Genomic DNA, 14,180 nt, shown 5'->3' on the forward strand with positions numbered 1-14,180 from the left:
GGAGGAGATATAAATATGAATACTCGTAAGATTATAAACGAAGATAATATTAATCAATTACTTGAAGAGGCTAAAAAAGCTTCTAAGGATAAAGTTGAGACGATAATAAATAAGGCAAAAGATTGCTTTGGATTAACCTTTAAAGAAGCAGCAGTTCTTTTGCAAATTGAAGATGAGGAAGTATTAAACAGTATGTTTGAAACAGCAAAATACATTAAAGAAAAGATATATGGAAACAGAATAGTTGTTTTTGCTCCTCTTTACACAAGTAATGAATGTACAAATAACTGTTTATACTGTGGGTTTAGAGCTGCAAATAAGGAGCTTCATAGAAAAACATTAAATAGAGATGAAGTAATTGACGAGGCAAAAGCCATTGAAAATCAGGGGCATAAGAGAATTCTTCTAGTGTGCGGAGAAGATGAGAAAAAAACAGATGCTGAGCATATAGTGGATTCAGTTAAGGCCATATACGATAATACCGATATAAGGAGAATAAATGTAAACTCTGCTCCCATGACCGTAGAAGATTTTAAAAAACTAAAAAAAGTAGGCATAGGAACTTATCAAATATTTCAGGAAACTTATCATAGAGACACTTATAAAGTAATGCATCCAATTGGTTCAAAATCTAATTATGATTGGAGATTAACTGCCCTTGATAGAGCCTTTGAAGCAGGAATAGATGATTTGGGCATAGGTGTTCTTCTGGGACTTTATGATTATAAATTCGATGTTCTTGCAACATTAATTCACTCTAATTACTTAGATAACCAATATAATGTAGGACCCCATACTATTTCAATACCAAGGTTAAGGCCTGCTCTTAATTCAGCAATTAAGGAAGTTCCTTATCCTGTTTCTGATAAGGATTTAAGAAAAATAGTTGCAGTTTATAGATTGGCAGTACCTTATACTGGAATTATTTTATCTACAAGGGAGAGCGCCAAACTTCGTGATGAGCTCCTTGAACTAGGAGTTTCACAAATATCAGCAGGCTCCAAAACAAGTCCTGGAGGATATGAAGAAGATGATAGAGAAGCCACACAATTTGAGACCAATGATGAAAGAAGTGTAGATCAAATGCTTAGAGTAGTAGCTAAACAAGGACATTTGCCAAGCTTCTGTACAGCATGTTATAGGGCAAATAGAACTGGAAAGGCCTTTATGGAGCTTGCAAAGGATGCTCACATCCATGAATTCTGTCATCCAAATGCAATATTAACCTTTAAAGAATATTTATTGGATTATGCAACGGCAGAAACAAAAGAAGATGGAGAAAAGCTTTTAGAGAGAGAAATAAATAAAATAGATGATAAGAAAATAAAGGAAGAAACAGTTGAAAGACTGAAAAAAATCGAAGATGGAGAAAGGGATTTGTACTTTTAAGTTGCATTTGTAGTCAAATCTTTTGAGATTTAAAAGAACTAACTATGATTTTAATTTCAACTTTCATCCTAACCTTGGCCACATAAAAGAATATACAATATATAGGGGGTGACTATGGTTAAAGAACAGATAAATCATTATCTTATAATGGCCGGATCTACAAGTCACATGCTTAGAGGAGATAAATTACTAAAAGACAAAGGCATTGCAACATCCCTTGTGCCTGCGCCTTCAGAATACGGTACAGTATGTGCAACTGCTATAAAAGTAAATATAAAGGATAAGGAAGAAGCAGAAAGTTTTTTAAGGGATAATAAGATTGTTATTGAAGGAATATATCCTGATAAGCCCAGGAAGCTTTCTGGTCTAGTGGAAAAATTAAGGGATTCGGTCATATCTGATGAATTTATGACGGTTCTCAAAAAAATAGAAGCTGGAGAAGAATTGGTTTTTGAAGATATTGTGGTGCTTTTAAAGACCAATGGAAAATCTGAAATAGAAGCTTTGTTTCATGCAGCAGATAGAATGAGAAAAGAAGTAGTGGGGGATGTTGTAGATATAAGAGGAGCAATAGAGTTTTCAAACTACTGCCGTAAAGATTGTAAATATTGTGGTATTAGAAAGAGTGCCAGCCAGATTAATAGGTATAGAATGGGTGAAGATGAAATAATGGATGTTGTTTACTATCTTCATAAAATTGGACTTAAGACAGTAATTTTACAATCTGGTGAAGATTTATGGTGGACACCAGATAAAATTTCATCCCTTATAAAGAGAGTGAAGAAGGAAACTAAAATGAATATAACCCTTAGCATAGGTGAAAGGCCCAGAGAAGAATATGAATTATATAAAAGACTTGGCGCAAATAATTTCCTTCTTAAAATTGAAACAACCAATAGAAAACTCTTTGAATTTATTCATCCAGATAATGACTTTGATAGCAGAGTTAAAGCTTCTGAATGGCTTAAAGAATTAGGATACTTAAATGGTTCAGGGAATATTATAGGACTTCCGGGGCAGACAGCAGAAGATATAGCTAGAGATATATTATTTTTCAGGGATAAGGGAATTAACATGATTGGCATAGGACCATTTGTACCAGCTAAAGGGACTCCATTAGAAGAATATTTACAGGGGAGCATAGATATGACTCTAAAGACAATAGCTGTTACGAGAATAGTATGTAAGAGGGTTTTTATACCGGCAACTACAGCACTGGCTTCTTTAGATTCTAATGGTCAAATGAAAGCCCTTAAAGCTGGTGCTAATACAATTATGTTAATAAACACACCGGATAAATACAGATATAATTATCAGATATACAGCAAAAAAAACATGGTGGATTTAAAATCTGCTTTTAAAGCAGTAGTAAAGGCAGATAGAAAAATGCCGTTATATCTGAATATTAGGGAGGAGGATATATAGATGCAAAATACACCTAGAAGCAATAGACTTCATATTGCCATATTTGGTAAAAGAAATGCAGGAAAATCAAGCTTAATTAATGCAATAACAAATCAAGAAATAGCTTTAGTTTCTAATGTGGCGGGAACAACAACTGACCCCGTATATAAGGCCATGGAAATACTACCTATAGGTCCAGTCGTTATAATTGATACTGCAGGTTTGGATGACGAAGGAGAATTGGGAACCCTACGCATAAAGAAAACATATGAAGTGTTAAATAAAACCGAGTTGGCTATAGTTTTACTAAATGGTGAAATGGGAATATCTGATTACGATAAAGAGATTATATCAAGAATTAAAGAAAGAAGAATTCCACTGATAGGAGTAGTTAATAAGATTGATATAAAAGATGTTGATGATAAGCTCTTAAATGAGTGGAATAAGGATTATAATATTCCCTTTGTTAAGGTAAGTGCGGTTACTAAAGAAGGTGTTAAAGAGCTTAAAGATGAAATAATAAAAGAAGCTAATTTGAAGAACCATGAGAAGGTGATTATAGGAGACTTGATTAATCCCCATGATATTGTAGTACTTGTTACTCCTATAGATAAGGCAGCTCCAAAGGGAAGGCTTATACTTCCACAACAGCAGACCTTAAGAGATGTAATTGATCATGGAGCCATAGGAGTAGTGACTAGGGAAACGGAATTGAAAGAAACCCTTAACAGCTTAGGAAAGAAGCCTAAATTAATAGTAACTGATTCTCAAGCCTTTAAAAAAGTTGATGAAGATACTCCAAAGGATATTACTTTGACTTCCTTTTCAATATTATTTGCAAGATATAAGGGAGATTTAAAGACTTTAGTGGAAGGTGTAAGGAAGATTAAAGAACTTAAGCCTGGAGATAAGGTTTTAATTTGTGAAGGTTGTACCCATCATAGACAAAAGGGCGATATTGGAAGGGATAAAATTCCAAAATGGATGAATGATATTGTAGGAGGAAAGCTAAGTTTTGAGTGGACTGCGGGAACAGGATATCCTAAACCTAAGAAGATGAAGGAGTTTGATTTGATTTTACATTGCGGCGGCTGTATGCTAAACCCAAAGGAGATGCAGTTTAGAATAGATCAAGCTAAAGATAATAATATGCCAATAGTGAATTACGGAGTATTAATAGGATACGTAACTGGAGTTTTAGAAAGGGCACTTGATCCTTTTCCAGAGATAAAATCATTATTATATTAAATTTTACTTTTAAAGGCCTATATGACTTAGAAAAACATATAGGTCTTTAAAATTATAATGTAATTGACAGTTATTTAACAAACAATTCAACTAGTTTTATATGGTACACTTTAAATTATAGAAATGATATACTTTAAAATAGGTATTAAAAAGGAGTGAAATTGTATGGGAGCATTATTTGGTTTTATTATTGTGATTATAGGTATTTTAAATATTGTATTTCCTGAAGCTATGTGGATGCTTAGTGATGGCTGGAAATTCAAAGATTCAGAGCCTAGCGATGCGGCTCTAATAATGCATAGGTTTGGGGGAATAGTTGGAATAATTGTAGGCCTTGTAGTTATGTTCTCATAACAAGCTTAGGGGGTTATATCTTTTTTAACTATATTATAAATTTTAAAACTATCAAGGCACCTAAAGGTGCCTTGATTCAGTTTCTGCACATTCTCCAGAAATACCCTTTAGGATTTCAAGCCCGTGCTTTAAAGCAGGTAATATGCATTCTAAATTTTCTTTTACTGCTTTTGGGCTTCCAGGAAGATTAATTATTAAGGTTTTTCCCCTTATACCTGAAATTCCTCTACTAAGCATAGCTTTGGGAGTTATTTGAAGACTGTAATATCTCATTGCCTCAGAAATACCAGGAGCCTGTCTATTAATAACATCTAAAGTAGCTTCAGGAGTCCAATCCCTTGGAGAAAATCCAGTCCCTCCAGTTGTAAGTATAAGATCGAGCTTAAGATTATCTGACATATTTATCAATTCCTTAGAAATTTCACGCCTTTCATCTGGAAGTATATCCCATGTAATGACTTCATAACCATTTGAAGTCATTATTTCTTTTATTAATTTTCCGCTTTTGTCTTCTCGTTCTCCTTTAAAACCCTTATCACTAGCGGTTATTATTCCTACTGTAAACATTTTTACCTCCTATTTTTTCTTGATGTTTGGTATGATTTTACATATATAATAATAATACAAAAAATGGTAAGAAGCAATAAAAACATTTAGTTTTTGCAACGGTTATGAAACAAGGAATACTTTGTTAAATATTTAGAAAATAAAAAATTATAAAAAAATTAAAAATAAGGGTAGAAAAAATAAAAAAAATATAGTATAGTATAATTGTAGGACAATAAAACATTTATTAATTTTCTTCTTCGATTATTTTATAGATAAGTAGTATCAAGGTTCAAACTAAATTTTCAATAACATAATTATGCTTTTATATTTAAAGTTTGAAATTTATTAACCCTTGACTTTGGTTATCTTTAGAATAATTTAGTAATATTGTATTCAAAATTTAAACTTTAGAAAGGAGAGATAAGATTGTCAGCAAAAGGAAATAAACAAAAATGGACCATTATAGGTGGCGGAAATGGTGGGCAGTCAATGGCTGGTCATTTAGCTATTATGGGTTTTCCTGTTAAGCTTTATGATATTTTCCCTGAAACCATAGAAGCTATAAGAAAACAAGGAGGAATTAAAGTAGAAGGTGCTGTTGAAGGTTTTGGTAAACTTGAATTGGCTACAACAGATATTTCTCAGGCCCTTGAGGGAGCAGATATAGTTATAGTCGTTGCTCCAGCCTTGGCACATAAAGCAATAGCTAAAGATTGTGCTCCGCTTTTAAAAGATGATCAAGTAATTGTCTTACATCCTGGGTCAACTTTTGGTGTTTTAGAGTTTAAACAGACATTGGTGGAAAACGATTGTTATGCAGATTTGGTTATAGCAGAAGCAGAATCATTACTTTATGCATGTCGCAGCAAGAAACCAGGTCACGCTAACATATTAGGGGTAAAAGAATGCTTAAAGGTTGCAGCTTTTCCTGCAAAAGAAAATGAACGAGTACTGAAAATGTTAAATACAGCATTTCCCCAGATGTATGCAGGTGCCAATGTACTGGAAGTAAGTTTAAGTAATCTTAATGCTATGATGCATCCCGGACCAACTTTACTAAATACTTCACTAATAGAATCTATACATGAATGGTTATATTATTGGGATGGAATTACTCCATCTATAGGAGAATTTGTAGAACAAATGGATAAGGAAAGATTAGCAGTGGCTGAGGCTTTGGGCATAAAGTTAAAATCTGTTGGAGAAATGTATAAAATACTTTATGGAGTAGAAGGAGAAAGTTTGAGCGAGGCTGTGAAGAAAAATAAAGCTTATGAAGGAGTAAAAGGACAAAAAAATATTAGAACACGTTATGTTCTAGAAGATATACCCATGGGGTTGGTACCAATGGTATCACTTGGTAAAATGCTAGGAATAGACGTAAGTAGAATGGAAACAATAGTCAAATTAGGTGAATTTCTTTTAGATAAAGATTTTACGAAGGAAGGAAGAACCGTTGATAAAATTGGACTCATAGATATGACACCTGAAGAAGTTATAAATTATGTGGAGACGGGAATAAGAGGTCAAAGAGCTTTAGCTTAAGCTAAAAATTCATTATTTAAAAATATTTGTTTTTATCTAAATAATTTATATCAAGCAAGGGTGTGGCAGCACTCTTGCCTTGATTAATAAATCTTAACAAAATTTATTAATATAAAAGCCTCTTATCCCCTTTTAATCTATATTATACTACAAAACAAATTAAAAAAACATGATTTCAGCAATTAGTTCATAGAAATTTAATATTTTTTCTTTAGAATCAAAAGTTTATTTCCAATATTTTAAAAATTCAAAATTGAGAAGGAGAATTTTGTCGAATATAGAATACAATAAAACAACATGTATAATTGTACTACAATTATATTGACTTGTTTTTTAAAATACATTTTAAAAAGGATAAGCAAAAACAACTATTATTAATAAATTTGAGAGGAGGTTATAATATATAAAAATTAGTACTTTAATGAAAAGCAAAATGTCTTAAAATTCATGTATTTTTATTAGAATCATTACACCTTTGATAGTGAATAATTATTTTATTGTATGGAAAAATGAATGTTTCTATTTTTAAAAGTTAATATAATTGAATTGTTAGAATTTAGCACTGTTGCATAATATATATGCTAGTTTTCCCGATATTTCAAAATTATATAAAGTAGTTAGTTTTATAAGAGGTAATTATGCAATTTTTTAGTTAATAAGAATGAAGGAGGGAAATTAATGCAAGATATTTCTTTAGGAAAAAAAATATGGAAAACTCTTACTGGGATACAGGGAATAGTAACTTTCATAATGATGACTATACTTCCCTTTATGGTTTTTGTTCAGGTATTATTAAGATATGTTTTTCAGGCTCCACTTATGGGAATTGAAGAACTTATGCTTTATCCAATTATATGGCTTTATATGTTAGGCGGTGCAAATGCATCTTTAGAACGAAATCATATTACTTGCGGTATTCTGACACTTTATATAAAGCGTGAAAGATCAATGCAAATATTTAATATTGTAAAATCTCTTATATCGTTACTTATAAGTTTGTGGTTGACTTACTGGTCTTACTGGTATTTTATGTACTCTCTAAAGACCTGGAAATATACTAATCTTGTTAAAGTTCCGCTATTCTTCGGAGAAAGTGCTTTATTTGTAGGACTTGTTCTAATGACAACCTACACAGCTGTTGAATTAATTGATTATATTAAAATGTTTCTACGTGGCTTACGTAATTATTCTTAAAAAAAGGAGCTGATTGAATGTTAACTATAGTACTTTTAGATGTTATATTGCTGGTAGTTCTCCTTATGCTGAGTATACCACTTCCATATTGTTTTGGTGGAGCCCTTTTGTTTATGTCTATATTTGGCGGAGTTTCTATGAAAAGTATGATGTTGTGGTCCTTTAATCAAATGATAAGTCCCGTTCTTCTAGCTAGTCCACTTTTTGTACTTGCCGGAACTCTTATGGGTGGAAGCGGGATAGCTAAACGTCTTTTAAATCTAGCAGACATTTTTGTAGGTCGAATCAGAGGTGGAATAGGTGTTGTAGCTGTAGCTACATGTGCCTTTATTGGAGCAATTTCAGGTAGTGGACTTACTGGTGTGGCAGCCACTGGGCCAGTTCTTATTCCAAGAATGGTAGATCAAGGATATGACAGGGGATATGCAACTGCAATAGTAACCGTATCATCAGTTTTAGGACTATTGATTCCTCCAAGTGTTATTATGATTTTATATGGATGGGTTACAGAGACTTCTATTTTAGCTGCTTTTTTATCTACTGTAGGACCTGGATTAGCAATTGTAGTATTATTTTCAATTATAAATCTTGTGTGGGCAAAGAAAATGCCAAATATTGTTGTGGAGCCTCCTATGGAAGTTAAAGAAAAAAGAGAAATATTAATTAAAAGAACCAAAGTGGCTTTACCAGCCCTTGCAATGCCTGTAATTATTTTAGGGGGGATATATGGAGGTATATTTACTCCGGCTGAGGCTGCTGGCGTTTCTGCTGTTGTGGCTATACCTATTGGTTTTTTTATATATAAAGAGCTGAATTTTAAAAATTTTTATGGATATGTTCGTGAATCGGCAACTTCAGTTGGGTCAATAATGACAATGATTATTTTTACATTGATGTTGAGTCAAACATATGTAATGCTGAGGGTGCCTCAAGCCATAATTGATATGTTTTTCAATTTAACAGATAGTAAAGTAATTATGCTTATCATTATAAATATATTTCTATTTTTCGTTGGAATGATTGTTAATGATGCTACTGGAATGATTTTAGTTGCACCATTATTACTTCCTTTAGTTACACAGTTGGGCCTTGATCCAGTTCATTTTGCAGCTATAATGGGGGTTAACCTTGCAATGGGTGGAGTTACACCGCCTTATGCCAGTATATTATATTTTGGAATGCGTATAGGTAAATGTGAATTCAGTGAAATATTAAAACCAACCATGGTGTTTTTGCTTTTAGGATATCTTCCCATTGTTTTATTAACAACCTTTGTACCAGAGCTTTCATTATTTCTTCCTAGAATAATGGGGCTATTATAAGGTTACAATACACTATTGAAGTTATACTATAATTTATTATAGATGCTATATAAGAAAAAAGGGGGTGCAATCTAATATCTTTATATAAATAGTTTTAGGTAGATAATTCTAAAATTTATTTTTAAAAGTTAAAAATATTTATATTTAGTGAAAATTTAAATCTAGGAGGAGTTATATAATGAAAAATCTAAAGCAAATGAGTGTGATACTTATTTCTATCATTCTATTAATAACAAGTACAACTGCATGTTCAAAAACCCCGGAGTCAGCTGGAGAAAGTAAAGAAGCAAAGACAAGAACTTGGAAACTTGGTCATGTTAGACCTCAAGATACAGTTGTGGATAAAGATGTTAAGGCATTTGCCAAGAACGTTAAAGAAACTAGCAATGATTTAATTAATATTGAAATTTATCCATCAAGTCAGCTTGGAGACTTTAGTGTTGTTCAAGAACGTGTTGGTATGGGTGATATTGAGATGCAATTGGCTCCGGCTGGGACTAATGTAGACAAGTCATTGGGAATTAGTAGTGTGCCTTATCTGGCAAACAATTGGGATCAGGCTAAAGAAATATATAAAAGAGATGGCGTTTTGATTAATTCTATTAGTGAAAAATTTGAAAATCAAGGAATTAAAGTTATAGCAACCTATCCAGTATATTTTGGAGGGATTGCCCTTGTAGATAAACCGAAAGAGCCTGCAAATCCAGATGTGTCAAAGGGTATGAAAATAAGAGTTCCAGGAATAAAATCATATGAAGCTACTGCTAAAGCATTAGGATATATGGCAACTCCGATTCCTTATTCAGAAGCATTTACAGCAATGCAGACAGGAATAGTTGATGGAGCTATTGGTTCAGGTGCTGAGGGATATTATTCAAGCTTTAGGGATGTTACAAAATATTATCTTCCTTTAAATGATCACTTTGAAGTATGGTATTTATATATGAGTTTAGATATATGGAATGATCTTTCTGATGAAGAAAAGAAAATAATTGAGGATATGGGTCGTAAATTTGAAGAAGAACGTTTTAAAGTGGCACAGCAGGATCAGAAGAAATTTGAAGAAAAATTAAAAGAAGAAGGTATAGAAGTAATAGAATTTACAGATGAGGAACTTAATGGCTTTGCAAAAAAAGTTAGAGATACAGTTTGGCCTCAAATTAAAGATGAATATGGTGCTGAGTTGTTTGATAAAGTTACAAAAGATATTAAATAGTGTAAATTAAAGAACTAAAAGGAAATATTAAAATCCCTGATATGGGAACCAACACAATAAATTAATGTAGATATTAAATATTTTAAAAAAATAATAATCTCTATCCATTATTAATCAAAGAGAATCCTCAAAAATTAAAGGGGGTTCTCTTTTTAATTTAATGGTCTTAAAAACATATGAAGTATTTAGTTTTGGGCGAAGTTACTTATAGGATTTACTTATTTGAATGAATTGTATAAGTACCTATTGTAAAAACTAACCAGTAAAAAAGATATATTGTACGTATAGGGTTTATAAAATTGTTAAAAAAAACACAAAAGTTTCTTATATTTCTTGCAATAATTTAGTAATTGTAGGATAATAGTACTTATAAGGAAGAAAAATAGGAGGTTAGTAAATAAATGATCAAACCAGCTACTAGAACAACATTATACGAAGAAGTTGCAAAACAAATATTAAATGTAGTCAAACGTGGAGAATGGAAGCCAGGTGAAAAAATTCCAGGGGAAGTAGAGTTGTCAAAAAGTTTTCAAGTCAGTAGAAATTGTATGCGAGAAGCTTTAAAAGCTTTAGAGTTATCTGGCATTATCAAATCCAAGCCTGGCCGTGGTACATTTTTAAGAGAAGATGCCTTAAGAAATATTGGAAAACTTGAACTATTGTGGGTATTAAGAGAAGATAATTCTTTGGAAGAATTAATGGAAATTCGTATAAGTATAGAATCACATCTAACTTATTTGGCAGCAGAGCATGCAACTAAAGAAGATATAGAGAAATTGAAAAAGTCTTTGGAGAAGGTAAAGGATTCCGTTGAATCTAAATCCTACTCCATGGATATTGGTATTGAGTTTCATATGCTTATTTCGGAGATTTCTAATAATAGAATTCTCATAAAGTTTTTAAATTCCATAAGAGATGAATTATTAGTTCAAAGAGGTGCACTTATTTTTGAACACTTAAGTGAAGAAGAACTTTTGCGTGAATTTGAAGAACATGAAAAAATTTTTGAATATATAAAGAATCATCAACCACAAAAGGCTCGTGAAGCTATGTACAAACATCTTAATAATGCATTGGAAATACTGAAGAGAGAATCTGATAAAGAAGATAATGATAATGAATAGTATGTATAAAATCTTCCCTTTCTAAATAAACTGCCATAACTTAATCTTATTATATAAAGTAAAATATTATGTTTGTTTGCTAATGCTTGTATCAATATTATAATAATGTTATAATCTATTTACAGAAAAAATTATGAGAATTTTCCGAGTCTATGCTTCTAAGGGTTAAACTATGGAGCATAGACCATTAGGTATAAGGAGAAATCTTTATGCCTCCCGTGTTTGGAAAGGAAAATGTTAGTGAGTGGTAACATTCCTTTTTCAAAGGAATGTTTTTTTATATTAATATTTAATGAACTTACCACAGATAATTTGCTTTAAAATGACGACTTTCAAATAAATTAAAATCTTTATTGACTGTTTTCTATTTTTCCAAACACATAATTAATATCTAAAATTTAGGAGGGTAATTATGAGAACAGGGAAAAAGGTACTAATGATTTTTTTAATTTTAACTTTGGCTATGACAAGCTTCATAGGATGTAGTAAGGAGACTTCTCCACAGTCAAATAATACTGAAACTAATAATATTGAGACAAATGATACTGAAACAAATGACAGCGAAAGCAAAGGCAGTATAATAATGGCAACAACAACTAGTACAGAAAACAGTGGTCTTTTGGATGATATTCTTCCTCATTTTAAAGATGAAACTGGTATAGATGTTAAGGTTGTTGCAGTAGGAACAGGAAAAGCTCTTGAAATGGGCAGACAAGGAGAAGCTGATGTTTTATTAGTTCATGCTAAAAGTAGTGAAGAGGAGTTTGTAGAGGAAGGCCATGGAACTGAAAGATTTGACGTTATGTATAATGATTTTGTAATAATAGGACCTAAAGATGATCCTGCAAAATTATCAGAAAAATCTAAGTCTGATGTTATAGAGGCCTTTAAATTATTAAGTAGTGGAGAAAGTAAATTTATTTCTAGGGGCGATGACTCAGGTACCCATAAAAAGGAACTGTCATTTTGGCAGGAAGCTTCCATAGAACCTGAGGGAGATTGGTATGTATCTGCGGGAAAAGGTATGGGAGACGTTATTCAAATGACAAATGAAATGCTTGGATATACTATGTCTGATAGAGCCACATACCTTTCAATGAAGGATAAGATTGAACTAGAAGTGGTAGTTGAAGGAGATTCAAAGCTATTTAATCAATATGGAGTTATTCCTGTAAATCCTGATAAAGATGATAAAATAAATAGTGATGGTGCTAAAGCCTTTGTAGATTGGATTTTATCTGAACAAACTCAAAAATTAATTGGTGAATTTGGCAAAGAAAAGTTTGGACAACCATTATTCACGCCAAATGCAAAGTAGTTACGGATTTTTAGCTACTAACTTTTGAGAAAAGGAATCTTTATGATAATTTAATAGAAGTGACCGTAATAGTATGAGTTATCATCTAAGAAAGAGGTGTAGACGATGGGATATATAGTCCAGGGACTTGTTGAGGCATTTAAACTTCTTATATCCTTTAATAAAGAAATATATTCAATAATATTTTTATCAATATATGTATCCTTAACTTCTACACTTATTTCATCTTTAATAGGTATTCCCTTTGGGATATTTTTAGGTTTAAAGGATTTTAAATTCAAAAGAATTTTCACAAGATTTTTATATACGGCTATGAGTCTACCTCCAGTTGTTGTTGGCTTAGTTGTTGCCCTTATTATATCTAGAAGAGGACCTTTAGGAAATTTTAGTTTATTATTTACGCCTGCTGCTATGATTATTGCACAAACTTTACTGGTTACACCAATAGTTACTGGAATAATTTTCAATAATTCTAAAGAGCAAGGAAGAAAAATAAAACAGGTATGTAAAACCCTTGGAGGGGGTAAATGGGATATATTGATATTACTGGTAAAGGAAATGAGAATAAATATTCTTATTGCAATAGTAACAGGATTAGGAAGAGCCATATCCGAAGTTGGTGCAGTAATGATAGTAGGAGGAAACATAAAAGGTCATACTAGAGTTATGACTTCTTTTATAGCAATGAATAACAGTATGGGCAATTATTCAACATCTATTGCTATGGGATTGGTTTTACTGTTAATTTCTTTTATTACTAACTCAATATTATACAAATATGTAATAGGAGATTAAATATGGATATTATTTTGAAAAACTTGAGAAAGGTATATAATCATAAGACAGTATTAGATATTAAAAGCTTATATTTGAAAGAGGGGAAGGTATATGGTATTATTGGCCCAAATGGGGCAGGCAAAAGCACTATGCTCAGGATAATAGCAGGCTTAGAAGAAGCTACAATGGGAAAAGTATTTTATGATGATAAAAAACTTAATGATGCTGTAATTAAAAAAATCACATATATGAGTCAGAGACCTTATCTTTTTAGGAAATCCGTAACAAATAATATTTCTTATCCCTTAAAGCTTAGAAAAATTGAAAAAGAGGTAGTTGATAAAAGGGTTAAGGAGATAATGAGGGAGTTTAATGTGTTTGATTTAAAAAATCAGCTAGCCACCAGTCTATCAGGAGGAGAGTCTCAAAAGGTTGCTTTAGCCAGAGCACTTATATTTAAGCCAGAGGTGCTATTGTTAGATGAACCAACTGCCAATATTGATCCCAATTCTATAGAAATAATTGAAAAAGCAATTATGAAAAGAAACAAAGAAAAAAACATGACTACTATCATCATAACCCATAATATGGGGCAAGCTAAGAGGCTATGCGATGAAATAATCTTTATAAAAGATGGGTTTATTAAAGAACATGGAAAAACCGATGATATAATATTTAGACCGAAAAATCATGAGACAAAAAGGTTTTTATCTTTATATACAATGTAATTAGTTTCAAGT

13 protein-coding genes and 1 riboswitch are annotated in these 14,180 nt (G+C 31.8%); of the genes, 12 read left to right on the forward strand and 1 reads right to left on the reverse strand.

Going from position 1 to position 14,180, the window contains the following annotated elements; translation table 11 throughout:
* The first annotated feature begins 15 nt into the window (after positions 1-15).
* The 4 genes from hydG (at position 16) to B5X81_RS05930 (ending at position 4,395) form a co-directional block, all read left to right on the forward strand.
* Positions 16-1,389, forward strand: a complete 1,374-nt coding sequence (hydG, locus tag B5X81_RS05915) for a [FeFe] hydrogenase H-cluster radical SAM maturase HydG (protein WP_079490094.1) — start codon at positions 16-18, stop codon at positions 1,387-1,389.
* 114 nt (positions 1,390-1,503) lie between these two features.
* Positions 1,504-2,814, forward strand: a complete 1,311-nt coding sequence (gene hydE / locus B5X81_RS05920) for a [FeFe] hydrogenase H-cluster radical SAM maturase HydE (protein WP_170917297.1) — start codon at positions 1,504-1,506, stop codon at positions 2,812-2,814.
* Complete coding sequence (gene hydF / locus B5X81_RS05925; protein ID WP_079490095.1) at positions 2,815-4,041, forward strand: [FeFe] hydrogenase H-cluster maturation GTPase HydF; 1,227 nt, start codon at positions 2,815-2,817, stop codon at positions 4,039-4,041.
* Between the two features lie 165 nt (positions 4,042-4,206).
* Complete coding sequence (locus B5X81_RS05930) at positions 4,207-4,395, forward strand: DUF6199 family natural product biosynthesis protein (protein ID WP_079490096.1); 189 nt, start codon at positions 4,207-4,209, stop codon at positions 4,393-4,395.
* Positions 4,396-4,455: 60 nt separating this feature from the next.
* Here the strand turns inward: B5X81_RS05930 and B5X81_RS05935 are convergent, their stop codons facing one another.
* Positions 4,456-4,962, reverse strand: coding sequence for a MogA/MoaB family molybdenum cofactor biosynthesis protein (locus tag B5X81_RS05935; RefSeq protein ID WP_079490098.1), 507 nt, complete (start codon positions 4,960-4,962; stop codon positions 4,456-4,458).
* Positions 4,963-5,370: 408 nt separating this feature from the next.
* Between B5X81_RS05935 and B5X81_RS05940 the strand changes: the two genes are divergently transcribed.
* From B5X81_RS05940 to B5X81_RS05975, 8 genes are all read left to right on the forward strand, one after another.
* On the forward strand, positions 5,371-6,489 hold the full coding sequence (locus B5X81_RS05940; RefSeq protein ID WP_079490099.1) for an NAD/NADP-dependent octopine/nopaline dehydrogenase family protein: 1,119 nt from the start codon (positions 5,371-5,373) through the stop codon (positions 6,487-6,489).
* Between the two features lie 678 nt (positions 6,490-7,167).
* Positions 7,168-7,683, forward strand: coding sequence for a TRAP transporter small permease (locus tag B5X81_RS05945; protein ID WP_079490101.1), 516 nt, complete (start codon positions 7,168-7,170; stop codon positions 7,681-7,683).
* A gap of 17 nt (positions 7,684-7,700) precedes the next feature.
* On the forward strand, positions 7,701-9,005 hold the full coding sequence (locus B5X81_RS05950) for a TRAP transporter large permease (protein WP_079490102.1): 1,305 nt from the start codon (positions 7,701-7,703) through the stop codon (positions 9,003-9,005).
* A gap of 178 nt (positions 9,006-9,183) precedes the next feature.
* Entirely contained in the window at positions 9,184-10,221 is a 1,038-nt protein-coding gene (gene dctP / locus B5X81_RS05955; RefSeq protein WP_208984994.1) for a TRAP transporter substrate-binding protein DctP, read from the forward strand.
* A gap of 401 nt (positions 10,222-10,622) precedes the next feature.
* The gene (locus tag B5X81_RS05960; RefSeq protein WP_079490104.1) at positions 10,623-11,345 is read left to right on the forward strand and encodes a FadR/GntR family transcriptional regulator; all 723 of its coding nucleotides are present in this window, start codon (positions 10,623-10,625) and stop codon (positions 11,343-11,345) included.
* A gap of 130 nt (positions 11,346-11,475) precedes the next feature.
* A riboswitch (molybdenum cofactor riboswitch) is annotated at positions 11,476-11,594 on the forward strand.
* Positions 11,595-11,757: 163 nt separating this feature from the next.
* Complete coding sequence (locus B5X81_RS05965) at positions 11,758-12,663, forward strand: substrate-binding domain-containing protein (RefSeq protein ID WP_079490105.1); 906 nt, start codon at positions 11,758-11,760, stop codon at positions 12,661-12,663.
* A 105-nt stretch (positions 12,664-12,768) separates the two neighbouring features.
* Positions 12,769-13,458 carry an ABC transporter permease gene (locus B5X81_RS05970; RefSeq protein ID WP_079490107.1) on the forward strand — a complete coding sequence of 230 codons (690 nt, stop codon included), beginning with the start codon at positions 12,769-12,771 and terminating at the stop codon, positions 13,456-13,458.
* 2 nt (positions 13,459-13,460) lie between these two features.
* Positions 13,461-14,168, forward strand: coding sequence for an ATP-binding cassette domain-containing protein (locus B5X81_RS05975; RefSeq protein WP_079490108.1), 708 nt, complete (start codon positions 13,461-13,463; stop codon positions 14,166-14,168).
* Positions 14,169-14,180: the final 12 nt, after the last annotated feature.

The organism is Maledivibacter halophilus (assembly GCF_900167445.1).
GTDB lineage: Bacteria > Bacillota > Clostridia > Peptostreptococcales > Caminicellaceae > Maledivibacter > Maledivibacter halophilus.